This is a genomic window from Homoserinibacter gongjuensis (assembly GCF_030161875.1).
GTDB classification, from domain to species: Bacteria; Actinomycetota; Actinomycetes; order Actinomycetales; family Microbacteriaceae; genus Homoserinibacter; species Homoserinibacter gongjuensis.
The window spans coordinates 2,489,847-2,503,090 of record NZ_BSVA01000001.1; the positions used below are offsets into that span (position 1 = coordinate 2,489,847).

At 71.1% G+C, this 13,244-nt stretch carries 9 protein-coding genes and 4 pseudogenes; 8 read left to right on the forward strand and 5 right to left on the reverse strand.

The genetic code is table 11. From position 1 onward, the window contains the following. Positions 1-69: 69 nt before the first annotated feature. The 3 genes and pseudogenes from QQK29_RS13380 to QQK29_RS13390 form a co-directional block, all read right to left on the reverse strand. Complete coding sequence (locus QQK29_RS13380) at positions 70-336, reverse strand: DUF7218 family protein (protein ID WP_284300985.1); 267 nt, start codon at positions 334-336, stop codon at positions 70-72. Beyond that, positions 336-1,219, reverse strand: a pseudogene (locus tag QQK29_RS13385) (SDR family oxidoreductase). Before QQK29_RS13385 ends, QQK29_RS13380 begins: the two are co-directional and overlap by 1 nt. A gap of 61 nt (positions 1,220-1,280) precedes the next feature. Then, positions 1,281-2,795, reverse strand: coding sequence for a DUF6328 family protein (locus tag QQK29_RS13390; protein ID WP_284300987.1), 1,515 nt, complete (start codon positions 2,793-2,795; stop codon positions 1,281-1,283). 43 nt (positions 2,796-2,838) lie between these two features. Here QQK29_RS13390 and QQK29_RS13395 point away from each other — a divergent pair, with 43 nt between their 5' ends. Continuing rightward, positions 2,839-3,729 carry an alpha/beta fold hydrolase gene (locus QQK29_RS13395; protein ID WP_284300989.1) on the forward strand — a complete coding sequence of 297 codons (891 nt, stop codon included), beginning with the start codon at positions 2,839-2,841 and terminating at the stop codon, positions 3,727-3,729. Positions 3,730-3,735: 6 nt separating this feature from the next. Here the strand turns inward: QQK29_RS13395 and QQK29_RS13400 are convergent, their stop codons facing one another. Both QQK29_RS13400 and QQK29_RS13405 read right to left on the reverse strand, forming a co-directional pair. Next, a complete protein-coding gene (locus QQK29_RS13400; protein WP_284300991.1) occupies positions 3,736-4,503 on the reverse strand; it encodes a glycosyltransferase family 2 protein in 768 nt (255 codons plus the stop codon). 11 nt (positions 4,504-4,514) lie between these two features. Beyond that, positions 4,515-5,971, reverse strand: a pseudogene (locus tag QQK29_RS13405) (DNA-3-methyladenine glycosylase 2 family protein). A gap of 100 nt (positions 5,972-6,071) precedes the next feature. Between QQK29_RS13405 and QQK29_RS13410 the strand changes: the two are divergent. From QQK29_RS13410 to nadC, 7 genes and pseudogenes are all read left to right on the forward strand, one after another. Further along, positions 6,072-7,432, forward strand: a pseudogene (locus QQK29_RS13410) (FAD-binding oxidoreductase). A 209-nt stretch (positions 7,433-7,641) separates the two neighbouring features. Next, complete coding sequence (locus QQK29_RS13415) at positions 7,642-8,055, forward strand: hypothetical protein (protein WP_284300992.1); 414 nt, start codon at positions 7,642-7,644, stop codon at positions 8,053-8,055. Positions 8,056-8,089: 34 nt separating this feature from the next. Then, positions 8,090-8,629, forward strand: a complete 540-nt coding sequence (locus tag QQK29_RS13420; protein ID WP_284300994.1) for a hypothetical protein — start codon at positions 8,090-8,092, stop codon at positions 8,627-8,629. A gap of 157 nt (positions 8,630-8,786) precedes the next feature. Next, positions 8,787-9,473 carry an NUDIX hydrolase gene (locus QQK29_RS13425; RefSeq protein ID WP_284300996.1) on the forward strand — a complete coding sequence of 229 codons (687 nt, stop codon included), beginning with the start codon at positions 8,787-8,789 and terminating at the stop codon, positions 9,471-9,473. 38 nt (positions 9,474-9,511) lie between these two features. Then, positions 9,512-10,801: a quinolinate synthase NadA gene (gene nadA, locus QQK29_RS13430; RefSeq protein WP_284300998.1), complete on the forward strand. Its 1,290-nt coding sequence runs from the start codon at positions 9,512-9,514 to the stop codon at positions 10,799-10,801. Next, positions 10,801-12,381 carry an L-aspartate oxidase gene (gene nadB, locus QQK29_RS13435; protein WP_284301000.1) on the forward strand — a complete coding sequence of 527 codons (1,581 nt, stop codon included), beginning with the start codon at positions 10,801-10,803 and terminating at the stop codon, positions 12,379-12,381. The genes nadA and nadB overlap by 1 nt, the downstream gene beginning before the upstream one ends. Next, a pseudogene (gene nadC, locus QQK29_RS13440) lies at positions 12,378-13,225 on the forward strand (carboxylating nicotinate-nucleotide diphosphorylase). The gene nadB and the pseudogene nadC overlap by 4 nt, the downstream one beginning before the upstream one ends. Positions 13,226-13,244 lie beyond the last annotated feature (19 nt).

The window sequence follows — 13,244 nt, forward strand, 5'->3', positions numbered from 1 at the left end:
GTATTCGCGGGATTTCGATACGCGGCTACGCCGCTACTCAATCAGCGGGTGGCGCGATTCCGCCGCTGATCAGTGGTTGCGCAGCAGGTCGATGAGTTCCGACTTCTTCTTGTCGGAGTACCCGTGCAATCCCAGCTCCTTGGCACGCGAACGCAGTTCGCCGACGGTGCGGTCGTCGTAGTCCTCCGCCTTGCCGCCCTTGCGGCCGACGGCCTTCGTGCCTCGAGCCGCCGCGGCGTTGGAGATGCGCGCTGCCTTCTCCTTGCTCGCGCCGTCCTTGCGCAGTTCCTCGTACATCTCCGGCTTCTTGAGGGAGTTGTTCCGCGATCCAGGCATCAGAGCCCCTTTCCGCCCGTGACGGGCACGATCGCCCCGGAGACGTAGGAGGCCTCAGGGGACGCGAGGAAGACGTAGGCCGGAGCGAGCTCGGCGGGCTGCCCGGCTCGTCCGAGGGGCGTGTCCTGACCGAACTCGGGCAACGAGTCCGGCCAGCTCGTGGCCGGGATGAGGGGGTCCAGATCGGCCCGGGGGCCACGGCGTTGACGCGGATACCGCGCTCGCCGAGCTCCTGGGCGAGTGCCCGCGTGAACGCGACCTGCGCGGCCTTCGTCATGGCGTAGTCGATGAGCTTCGGCGACGGGTTGAACGCCTGGATCGACGAGGTCGTGATGATCGACGCCCCCGGCTTCAGATGCGGGATCGCGGCACGGGCGATCCACATCGGGGCGAAGAGGTTGGTGTCGAAGACCCGCTCGATCTCGGCGGTCGGGATGTTCTCGAGGCCGTCACGGTTCTCCTGGTAGCCGGCGTTGAGCACGAGGATGTCGAGTCCGCCGAGTTCGCTCACCGTGCGTTCCACGAGCTGCGCGCACTGGTCCTCGCTGCGCACGTCGCCGGGCATCCGCACGGCGACTCGGCCGGCTTTCTCGATCCACTGCGCGGTGTCGCGCGCGTCGTCCTCCTCCTCGGGGAGGTAGGAGATGGCCACGTCCGCCCCCTCACGCGCGTAGGCGATGGCGACGGCGCGGCCGATGCCCGAATCGCCTCCCGTGATGAGGGCGCGCATCCCTGCCAACCGCCCGGATCCGCGGTAGCTCTCCTCGCCATGGTCGGGCGTGGGATCGGTGCGGCCGGTGAGGCCGGGCTGTTCCTGTTCCTGCCGGGGGAACGCCTCGGTGCGGTACCGCGTCACGGGGTTGCTCAGGGTATCGTCGCTCATGCCCCCAGCACACCCGCGCGCGGGTGCGGCCTCAAGGGGTTCCGTGCGGAGAGACCTCGTGCTACTCGTCCGTGTCGTGTTCCTGACGGGCCGCCTCCAGGATGCGCCGCGACGCCGAGACGTCCTCGTGACGTTGGCGCGCGATCCAGTGATCGCGCGTGACATCGCGCACGGGCATCTGAATCGCCTCGGTCGCGTCGATACCGCGCGCGAGCTGACGCAGGCGAACGAACTCGGCGTCGAGCTCGGCGCCCGCCACGAGCGCGAGGTTGGTGAGATAGCCCCAGAGCAACGCGACGAGCAGGGTGCCGATCGAGCCGTAGAGCGCCCCGTAGGCGCCGATGAGCACCACGTAGAGCGCGTAGCCTGCCGTGCCGAGAGCCCACGTCGAGAGGGCGAAGACGGTGCCGACGCTCGCCCACACGATACGGGCGTGGCGCACGTTGGGGGTCAGCGTGTAGAGCACCGCCACGAAGATCACCGCGAGCACGAGCACGAGAGGCCACCGGGCGATGGCCCAGACGGTCGTGATTACGGGCGCAAGGCCACGACGGCCGAGGATGTCGTCGGCCGCTTCGGGCGTCGCGAGCAGGGCGAACAGCATCAGGGTCGCCACGACCACGAGCACCGCGGCGACGAGCAGCATCCGACCGCGGAACGTCCAGAACGGCCGGCCCTCCTGCACCTCGTAGACGGCGTTGACTGCGCGCCCGAACGCCGTCGCGTATCCGGATGCGGTCCACAGCAGCAGCACGAGCGCGGCGGTGAGCGCGAGCCCGGCGTTCGAGAGGCTCAGCAGCTCGCCGAAGGCGTCGGCAAGGGATGCGGCGACATCCTCGGGCAGCAGCGTGTTGGCGATCGCCAGCAGATCGCTCACGGCGCGCTTGCGGTCTCCCGCGAGAGCGAACGCGGATGCCACGGCCAGCGCCGCAGGAAACGCTGCGAGGGTCGTGAAGAAGGTGAGCGCCGCCGCCGCATCGATGCCGCGATGCCGCACGAAGCCGTGCCAGGCGCGCCGCACGGCGAGCCGCCAGCTGCCGCGGGGCAGCCGCGCGGTGGGCCGCTCTGCCTGGGAGTCCATCACTCGTGCCGCCGCGTGCGGATCCGGTGCATCGCGGGCAGCGCGAACCACGCGAGTGCGCCGAGCCCGAGCACCGCGACTCCCGCGACGATCCCCGGCGGTGCCCAGGACCATGTCGAAGATCAGCAGAGCGGTTCCCGCGAGGGTCAGCAGCACGGCGGCCAGCGTCACGATGAGCAGCCGATTCCCGGTCTCGACGAGCTGCTTCTTGGCGCGCTGGCGGAAGAGCGCGCGGTGCATGCTCACGGGTGTGAGCGCGAGCAGGGTGGCGAGTGCTGCCATGCAGACGAGCACGAGGTACACGACGATCTCGTAGCCCGTGAGTTCGTCGAAGCGCTGCTGGAACGCGATCGCCAGAAGGAAGCCCGTGAGGATCTGGGTGCCGGTCTGCACGACGCGCAATTCCTGGAGGATCTCGCCCCAATTGCGATCGAGTCGCTCGTTCTCGGTCTCGTCGCGGCCGTCCGCCGGTGCAGCGTCATCGTCACGCGCCATGCGCTCACCCTAGGACAGCGACACGACCGTTATGGTGTGTCGCGTGGTAGCCCGAGGTCAGCCCTTCGACGACGCGGTCGAACGCGACGCGGCGATCGGCGAGACCGACTGGGCAGCTCCCCTTCCCGGCGCGGTGTCGTCCGTGTTCCCGGCACCGAGTGGACCGCTTGCGCTCGTCTCGCTGGGGGATCCCACGCATCCGCGCGTCGTGCTCGTGCCGGGGGCCACCGGATCCAAAGAGGACTTCGCCCTCATGCTGCCGCTGCTGGCCGGCGCGGGCTACTTCGTGCAGGCCTACGACCTCGCGGGCAACTACGAGTCCGCCGAGGCCGGGCCGCCGCCCGGCGGCCGCTACGACTACGAGCTCTTCGTCGACGACCTCGTCGCCCTGCTCGCGGCGGGGACGCCGGCGCATCTGCTGGGCTACTCGTTCGCAGGCATCGTGGCGCAGCTCGTGACCGCCCGGCGCCCCGAGCTCGTGCGCAGCCTCACGCTGCTCACCACGCCGCCCGATCCGGGCAACTCCTATCGCCACGTCAAGCGCATCGGCTGGCTCTCGCCCGCGATCGGCCCGCGCGCGGGCGCGGCGCTCATGCTGTGGGGCATCCGCTCGAACCTCAACAAGGTGGGCCCCTCTCGCCTCGCGTTCGTGCGCTCGCGCTTCGCCCTCACCCGGCGCAGCTGCATCGATGACATCGTCGACCTCATGAAGCACGCCCCGGATGTCGCACCCGCGGTGCGTGCCACCGGCACGCGATGCCTCGTCGCCACGAGCGAGCATGATCTCTGGCCCGTTGCTCGGTACGCCGCCCTCGCCGAGCGCCTCGGCGCGCGGATCGCCGTCTACCGCACGGGCCACAGCCCGTGTGAGACGACTCCGCATCAGCTCGTGCGTGACATGCTGCGCCTCTTCGAGGAGACCGACGCGGGCTGAGTCGCGTCAGGAGGCGCGGCGCATGCGTTCGGGTGGCTCCTGCGCGGCACGCCAGCGACGACGGGCCGCCCGACGGGCCCACGGCGCATCCTCCGGCCAGTGGTTGCGCAGGGTCGGCACGACCCAGCTCACCCGACGCTTGAGGCCCGAGAAGGTCGCAAAGGGGCGAGCCGAGATGGCGACGCGCCAGTTCGGGTCGTAGGCGACCTCCATCCACGGCTTGATGTGGAGGCTGAGGTCGAGATCGTCGTGGATCTCGCGCTGGGTGCGATGCACCTCGCCGGAGAGCTCGCGCCAGACCTCGCGCCGCATCACGAAGTTGGAGCCGAAGATCGGCGGATGCCCGAGATACGGGGTGAGTGAGACGAGCATGCCGCCGAGGTAGACGACGCGACCCAAGGTGTGCACGACGGGGGTGGAACCGTAGAAGTTCCCGATGCCGGTGAGCACCGAGAGGTGCGGTTCGTGCTCGAAGCGTTCCACGGCGTGAGCGATCCAGTCCGGTGGCGGCACGCTGTCGGCGTCGAGGCGTGCGATGAGCTCGCTCGTCGCGGCGTCGTACCCCGCGGATGCCGCCTGGGGGATTCCCGGCACCGGCTCGGGCACGACGCGCGCGCCGGCGGCCCGGGCCACGAGGGCCGTGGAGTCCGTGCTCCCGTTGTCGACGACGATGATCTCGTCGGCGGGCCGGGACTGCCGTGCGAGGGCCGCCAGGCACACCTCGAGCATCTCCGCGTCGTCGCGCGCAGGGATCACCACCGAGACCGTCGTCATGGCGTCACACACTACGCCCGACGGGGCACCGTGCGTGCGGGCCGCGCGCGCCACAGGTGCAATGCCGCGTAACTGCGCCACGGCGACCAGCTCCGGGCGGCCCGCACGAGCCCCGCGCGATCGCCCGCGATCCCGAGGGCGGCCGCGCTCTGCCGGATGACGAGGTCGTCGACGGGCAGCACGTCGGGAGCACCGAGCGCGCGCATCGCAAGGTAATCGGCGGTCCACGGACCGATCCCGCGTTGGGCCAGCAGGGCGGCACGGAACTCGGCGAGCGGCATGCCGATGTCGAGCACGAGGCTCCCGTCGGCAAGGGCCTCCGCGACTCCGACGATCGCCTCGATCCGGCTCACCGGACCGCGCAGCACCTCGCGACCGTGGGTCGCGATCGCCTCGACACTCGGGAAGACGCCGTCGCCGAGGTCGGCGACGAGGCGCCCGAGGGCGGTGCGGGCCGCAGCGACCGAGATCTGCTGGCCCACGAGGGTGCGGAACAGGGCCTCGACGGGGTCGAACGAGCCCGCGATGCGGATGCCCGGCGCGGCCGTCACGAGCGGGGCGAGCACGGGATCGGCCGAGAGCGCCGCGTCGATCGCCACGGCATCCGCGTCGAGATCGAAGGCACGGCGGATGCGGGACACCGCGGTTCCGATGTCGGCGAGCCTGCTGAGGCGCACCGTGGCCGTGAGGCCGCCGTCGCTCGCATCCGCGCGCACCTCGAGCTGGGCAGGGCCGCCGGGCAGCAGCACGGGGCGGGCGAAGTGATCCTCGTCGCCGTGCTCGAGGCCGGGGATGGCATGGTCGGCGAAGAACCGGAAGAGCCCGGTGTGATCCAGGGGGCGCGCGCCGCGAGGCGCAGCGACAGGGTGCCCGGGAGGAACGACTCGGCGGACGACGGCGGAGGTGTGACGCCCGCGCGGCCGCGGCGGCTGAGGGCGCGCAGTTCGCTCGGGGTCGCACGATAGATCTCGGCGATGGTGTCGTTGAACTGGCGCAGGCTCCCGAAGCCCGCGGCGAACGCGACGCCGGCGATCGACAGCTCGGTGGAGGCGAGCAGCGTGCGCGCGGTCTGCGCTCGGTGGGCACGGGCGAGCGCGAGCGGGCCGGCCCCCAACTCGGCGGTCAGCACGCGCGTCAGGTGCCTGCTCGAGTAGCCGAGCCGCTGAGCGAGGCCCTCGACCCCTTCGCGCTCGACGACGCCGTCCTGAACGAGCCGCATGGCACGCGCGGCGAGGTCGTCGCGAAGATTCCAGTCCGGGGAGCCGGGGATCGCATCCGGCTGGCAGCGTTTGCAGGCGCGGAGCCCCGCCTCGTGCGCGGCGGCGGCGGTGCGGTAGAACGTCACGTTCCCGGGCTTGGGGGTGACCGCCGGGCAGCTCGGACGGCAGTAGATGCCGGTGGTGCGCACCCCCGCGATGAACTGGCCGTCGAAGCGCGCATCGCGCGACGCGAGCGCGCGGTAACGCATCTCGAACAGCCCGGTATCGTCGCTCACGGCTCCACCCTCGCACGAGCCGCCGACGCGGACTCGCGGTTTTCCGACATGACCGCGGCGATACGCTCGGACGGTGCTGGATGAGCTGCGGGCGGAACTCGGGGACGTGCTCGTGACGGATCGCGCGACACTCGACGCGCTGCGCGCCGACAAGTCGGGGCAGCGCTCCGGGTCCGCGCCGCTCGCCCTCGTCGAGGCGCGGGAGATCGCCCACGTGCAGGCCGCGCTGCGCTGGGCCGGCGCCCACGGGGTGCCCGTCGTGCCGCGCGGCGCGGGCACCGGCCTCGCGGGCGGTGCGATCGCCGCGTCCGGCGAACTCGTGGTCTCGACCGCGCGCATGACGCGCATCCTGCGGATCGACGCCGCCGACGAACTCGCCGTCGTCGAGGCGGGCGTGCTGAACGGCGACCTCAACGCGGCGCTCGCCCCGCACGGCCTCTGGTACGCGCCGGACCCCGCGAGCCGGGCGATCTCGACGATCGGCGGCAACATCGCCACCAACGCCGGCGGCCTCATGTGCGTCAAGTACGGGGTGACGCGCGAAGCCGTGCTCGGCCTCACGGTCGTGCTCGCGGATGGCCGCGTGATCCGCACGGGGCACCGCACCGTCAAGGGCGTCACCGGGTACGACCTCACGGCGCTCCTCATCGGTTCCGAGGGCACACTCGGAGTCGTCGTCGAGGCCACCCTGCGTCTGCGGCCCTCGAACGCGGTGGCATCTCGACGATCAGCGCGGCGTTTCCGGATGTCGAGGCCGCGGCGCGCGCGTCGTCCGCGATCACCGCGGCCGGCATCCGTCCCGCGGCGCTCGAACTCCTGGATGCCTCGGCGCTCGAGGCGATCGGCGAACTGCTCGGGCGGGAACTCGGCGGGCGCGGAGCTCAGCTGTTGATTCAGACCGACGGGCCGGGCGCTGTCGCCGAAGCGGATGCCGCGCTCGCGATCGTGCACGCCCACGGCGGCAGCGCAGAACTCGCGGCAGATGCCGAGGTGGGGGAGCAGCTGTTCGCGATCCGCCGCGCCTTCCACCCGGCCATGGAGCGCCGCGGCACCGTGCTCATCGAAGACGTCGCGGTGCCGCGCAGTGCGCTTGCCGACATGTTCGCGGCGATCACGCGCATCGAGCGCGAGCACGGCATCCCGATCCCGACGGTCGCGCATGCCGGTGACGGCAACCTGCATCCGAACTTCGTCTTCCAGCCGGACCCCGCCGACCCCGACGCCGTGCCGGAGCGCGTGTGGGCCGCGGCCGACGATCTCTTCCGCGAGTGCCTCCGCCTGGGCGGCACACTCACCGGGGAGCACGGCGTCGGTCTGCTGAAACGCCGCTGGCTGCGCGACGAGCTCGGCGACGATTCGTACGAGCTGCAGCGACGCATCAAGCAGGTCTTCGACCCGCAGGGAATCCTCAACCCCGGAAAGCTGTTCGTGTAGTTCGGAGCCCGCATACAGCCCGTGCACGGGAATGTTCCGGACACGAGGTCTGTTGTGAATGGAGACATGACTACCCGAATCGCCATCCCGCGCCCGACCACGGGCGTCCTCCGCCTGCGCCCGACCCTCCGGGGCCGGGGCTTCGTCGTCGGCACCGTGGATGCCGCCGGCCCTGACACGAACGGCTTCGCGCCGCGCGATCGCGTCGCGTGGCGCGACTCGGGGAGGAGCTCGGCGAACTGCTGCTGCGCCCCCAACGTGACGTGCTCGGGGTGCCGCGTTGGATCACCGACGAGCAGGTCGTCTCGTACCTCGGCCCCGGCCTCGTGGCGCGTGCCCTCGTGCGCACGCGTCCGTTCAGCCGGGGCGACGGCGTGCGCGTCGTCTCTGCCGATCCGTTGGTCGCCGACATGACCGCGGCGTGGGCTCGCTCGCTCGGTGCGCGCATCGTCGAGCGCGAGGGTGCCCTCTCGATCCACGACGATCTGCGCGTGCGCCGGGCGATGCTCAAGGGGCACGGCCGGCTCGCCGAGGCCGCGGTCGAGGTGTTCCAGGCGATCCGCCGCGGGGTGTTCGACGAGGTCGACCCCATCCCGAGTGCGGCGGCACGCGTCGCGGCCTAGTCGCAAGCCGGTGCGCGCGTCCTAGGCTGGGCGCATGACGTTCCTGCCGCTGTCATCGGATGCGGAGCTCACGGCCGACGCGCTCGCGGCGGCCGAACGACAGGTCGAGCAGCACGGTGGGCGCATCAGCAATACGATGCGCACGCTGCTCGGCCACGTGCCGAGCTTCGACGCCTACATGGGCTGGTACACGCTCAAGGACGAGCTCGAGCCCTACATCGGCGAACGTGCGGTGTCGCTCTTCGCCTACGCGATCTCGGATGCCAGCGGATGCGTCGTGTGCTCCGCTTCGTTCCGTCGCGTGCTCGTGGAGTCGGGGGATGATCCCGACAGCCCCGAGGTCACCGAGAGCGAGCAGCTGCTGCTCGACTGGGGGCGACTGCTCGCCACGCCGCCGCGCGATCTGCCGACGGAGTTCCGCGCGCGTCTCGAGCAGGCCTTCTCACCGAAGCTGCGCCTCATGCTCGTGGCGTTCGCGGGGCAGACCGTCGCGATGAACGTCTTCGCCACGGCCGGTCAGATTCCCCTCGACGAGTCTCTCGCGCCCTACGCCGGCGACCACCCCTCCCGGTAAGCGGCAAACGCTGTAGCGCCTGGCCCCGCGCGCCGCTCATTCCTGTCGCGGGTGGCGAAACGCTACAGCGTTTGTGCGAGACCGTCAGTTGGGGTCATGGTTACCCGAAGTGCTATGATTTGTTCTGGTCACTCTGACCTTTACAGAAAGCCCCCTCATGAGCGCAGCCATCGACCTCGCGGTGTCGACCGTGATCTTCGCGCTGCGACCGGATGCTGCCGGTCACCTGGTGCTCTCGATCCCTCTCGTTCGCCGCACGCGCGACCCCTTCGAAGGGCGCTGGGCGCTGCCCGGCGGTGCAGCCGATGCCGCGGAGAGTCTCGCCGACACGGCCGCACGCAAGCTCGCCGAGACCACCGGTCTGTCACCCGCCTACCTCGAGCAGCTGTACTGCTTCGGCGAGCCCGACCGTTCGCCCTCCGGTCGTGTCGTCTCGGTCGTCTACTGGGCTCTCGTGCGCACTGACGAGGCTGAGCTCGCCGCCGAGGGCGAGAACGTCGCCTGGTTCGAGGCCGACGAGCTGCCCCAACTCGCCTTCGATCACAACCTCATCGTCGGCTACGCGCTCTGGCGCCTGCGTACCAAGCTGGAGTACTCGCGCATCGCGCACGCCTTCCTCGGGCCCACCTTCACGCTCGCCGAGCTGCGCCAGGTGCACGAGATCGTGCTGCAGAAGCCGCTCGATCCGGCGAACTTCCGTCGCCAGATCGAGGCGAGTCGCGCCGTCGTGCCGACCGGGCAGCACGTCACGGGCGGTCGCCACCGTCCGCCGCGGCTGTACCGCTACGACGCGTCCGTGCAGCTCGTCGACAACGGGCCCCTGACCTCGGCCGGCATCCGCTGACCGCCTCCCCACCCGAGAGCCGAGAGAGAAGAAAGATCGTGGCATCCGTCGATTCGACCATCCAGCTGATCCGCACCACGGGGCGGGATGCCTCGGGCAAACGCGCCTCGGCGTGCAGCCCCGCGCTCGCCCAAGCACCGTGGGAGTTCGACGGCGTGACGCAATATGGGCCGGGCTCCTCGATGGGGGATGTGATCCCGGCCGGATCGCCGCGGCAGGGCGGGTTGCCGGTGGAGTACCAGCGCGCGTCGGCCGACGAGCTGCACGAGCGCATCCTGGCCGCCAAGGCGGCCCTCGGTGACCGCGTCGTCGTGCTGGGGCACTTCTACCAGCGTGACGAGGTCGTGCAGTACGCCGACTTCCTGGGGGACTCCTTCCAGCTTGCCAACGCCGCGCAGACGGTGCCGAACGCCGAGGCGATCGTGTTCTGCGGCGTGCACTTCATGGCCGAGACGGCCGACATCCTGGCGAAGCCCGATCAGGCCGTGATCCTGCCGAATCTGGCGGCCGGCTGCTCGATGGCCGACATGGCCGACATCGACTCCGTCGAGGAGTGCTGGGAGCAGCTCGAGGCCCTCTACGGAACCGAGCCGGATGCCGACGGGCGTGCGCCGGTGATCCCCGTCACGTACATGAACTCCTCGGCCGCTCTCAAGGCGTTCTGCGGTCGTCACGGAGGCATCGTGTGCACGAGCTCGAACGCCGAGACCGTGCTCGAGTGGGCCTTCGAGCGCGGGCAGCGCGTGCTGTTCTTCCCCGACCAGCACCTCGGCCGCAACACCGCCAAGAAGATGGGCGTGCCGCTCGAGGCGATGCCCATGTGGAACCCCCGCAAGCCGCTCGGCGGCAACGCGGGCGACGACCTGCTCGATGCGCAGGTGATCCTGTGGCACGGCTTCTGCTCGGTGCACAAGCGGTTCACCGTGGAGCAGGTGGAGCAGGCGCGCGCCGAGTTCCCCGGGGTCCGGGTGATCGTGCACCCCGAGTGCCCCATGCCCGTCGTCGACGTGGCCGACGAGTCGGGTTCGACCGACTACATCCGCAAGGCGGTCGAGGCCGCCACCGAGCCGACCACCTTCGCGATCGGCACCGAGATCAACATGGTCAACCGCCTCGCTGCCGAGCACCCCGAGCACACGATCTTCTGCCTCGACCCCGTGGTGTGCCCGTGCTCGACGATGTACCGCATCCACCCGGGCTACCTCGCGTGGGTGCTCGAGGGTTTGGTGGCCGGCGAGACGCTCAACCGCATCCAGGTTCCGGATGAGGTGGCCGGCTATGCGCGCATCGCTCTGCAGCGCATGCTCGACGCGAAGCCGAAGAGCTGATGCGCGTCGTCGTGGTCGGAACCGGCATCGCCGGACTCATCGCGGCCTACCGGGCGAGCGCTCGGCACGACGTCGTGCTCGTCACCAAGGCGGAGCTCGCCGAGTCGAACACGAAATACGCCCAGGGCGGGATCGCCGCCGCGCTCTTCCCCGACGACTCTGCCGCGTCCCACATCGCCGACACGCTGAGCGCGGGCGCGGGGCTGTGCGACCCGGCGGCTGTCGAGGTGCTGTGCACCGAGGGGCCGCAGCGTGTTCGCGACCTCATCGCGCTGGGCGTCGAGTTCGACCGCGACGCCTCAGGCGAGCTGTCGCGCGGCCATGAAGCGGCGCACTCGGCCCGTCGCGTGATCCACGCGGGCGGGGATGCGACGGGGCTGGCGATCGAGGTCGCCCTGCTGCGCGCCGTGCGGGCCATCGCCGTCGAGGTGCACGAGCACACCTTCATGCGCGAGATCCTGGTGCGTGAGGGGCGGGTCGTCGGCATCGAGGCGGTCGGGCCGACCGGTGCGGCGCTGCGCATCGATGCGGATGCCGTGGTGCTCGCCTCGGGCGGCGCGGGTCAGCTTTACCGCCACACGACGAACCCCGCGGTGACGACGGGCGACGGCATCGCCGCGGCGTGGCGCGCCGGAGCCGAGCTCGCCGATGTCGAGTTCTACCAGTTCCACCCGACGGCCCTCGCGGTGCCCGGCAGCCCGCTCGTGTCGGAGGCCGTACGGGGCGAGGGGGCCGTGCTGCTCGACGAGACCGGCCGGCGCTTCATGTTCGACGTGCATCCGGATGGCGAGCTGGCCCCTCGCGACGTCGTCGCGCGAGGCATCGCCGCGGCGATGGCCCGGCAGGGCGGGAAACCCGTGCTGCTCGATGCGACGGGACTCGAACGTGAGAAGGGCGCGGGGTTCCTCGCCGAGCGCTTCCCCAGCATCACGCGGGTGACGCTCGAGAACGGCTTCGACTGGACGCGCGAGCCCGTGCCCGTCACTCCCGCCGCCCACTACTGGATGGGCGGGGTGCGCACCGATCTGCACGGTCGCACGAGCCTGCCCGGCCTCTACGCTGTCGGCGAGGCGGCATGCACGGGGGTGCACGGCGCCAATCGGCTGGCGTCGAACTCGCTGCTCGAGTCGCTCGTCTTCGCGTGGCGGGCGGTGGATGCGCTCGAGTCGGTCGAGGAGCGGTCGGCGCAGCCGCGCGCGTCTCGAGACCACGTGTCGACCGTGCTGCGAGCTGGTTTCGAGACGCCGCCTGCGGTGGCTCCTCAACCAGCGGTGTGCCCCACCCGGGCCGACATCCAGAACCTCATGTGGGCGGCCGTGGGCCTCGAGCGCGACGCGACGACACTGCGCGCGGCTCTCGACACCCTCGCGGGCTGGACGGTCGAGGGCAGCTCGGTGCCGTCTCTCGAGGAGCGCAATCTGCTCGACCTCGCCCGGCTCGTGGCGCGCGCCGCCCTCGTGCGCGAGGAGTCGCGCGGCGCGCACGATCGCATTGACGTTCCCGAGACCCGCGAGGAGTGGCGGCACTCGCTCGTGTGGACCCTGCAACCCGCCGTCATCGCCCAGGAGGTGCCCGCATGAGCGCGCAGATCGACGACATCATCCGGCGGGCCCTCGCCGAAGACGCGCCGTGGGGCGACGTCACGAGCGAGGCGTTCCTGCCCGCCGGAGCCACGGCATCCGCCGCGCTCGTGGCGCGCGAGCCGGGCGTGCTCTCGGGCGGCGAGGTGTTCGCGCGCGTCTTCGAGCTCGTCGACGACGCGACGACCGTCGAGCTCGGCCTCGACGACGGCGAGCCGTTCGCACCGGGTGCGGTGCTCGCGCGCGTCGACGGCACGGCGCGTGGCGTGCTGCGCGCCGAGCGGATCGCCCTCAACCTCGTGCAGCGGATGAGCGGCATCGCCACGCTGACGGCGCGCTACGTCGAGGCGGTCGCGGGAACCGGGGCGCGCATCGTCGACACCCGCAAGACCACGCCGGGGCTGCGCATCCTCGAGCGACAGGCCGTGCGTGACGGTGGCGGCCACAACCACCGCTTCTCGCTCTCAGACGCCGTCATGGCCAAGGACAACCATCTCGCGGTGCTCGCGGCGTCCGGTGTGCCGATCGGCGAGGCGATCCGCCGCGCTCGGGCGGGGCTCGGCCACACCGTGCATCTCGAGGTGGAGGTCGACCGCATCGAGCAGATCGAGGAGGTCGTGTCGGCAGGCGTCGACACGATCATGCTCGACAACTTCACCCCCGATGAGCTGCGCGAAGGTCTCGCGATCGTCGCGGGCCGCGCGATCGTCGAGGCGTCCGGGGAGTGAATCTCGACACAGTGCGGTCGATCGCTGAAACCGGTGTCGATGTGATCTCGGTGGGTGCGCTCACCCACAGCGTGCGCGCTCTCGACCTCGGCCTCGACGTCGCGGTGGCCGGCTGACAGGCCCCGCCGTGGACGA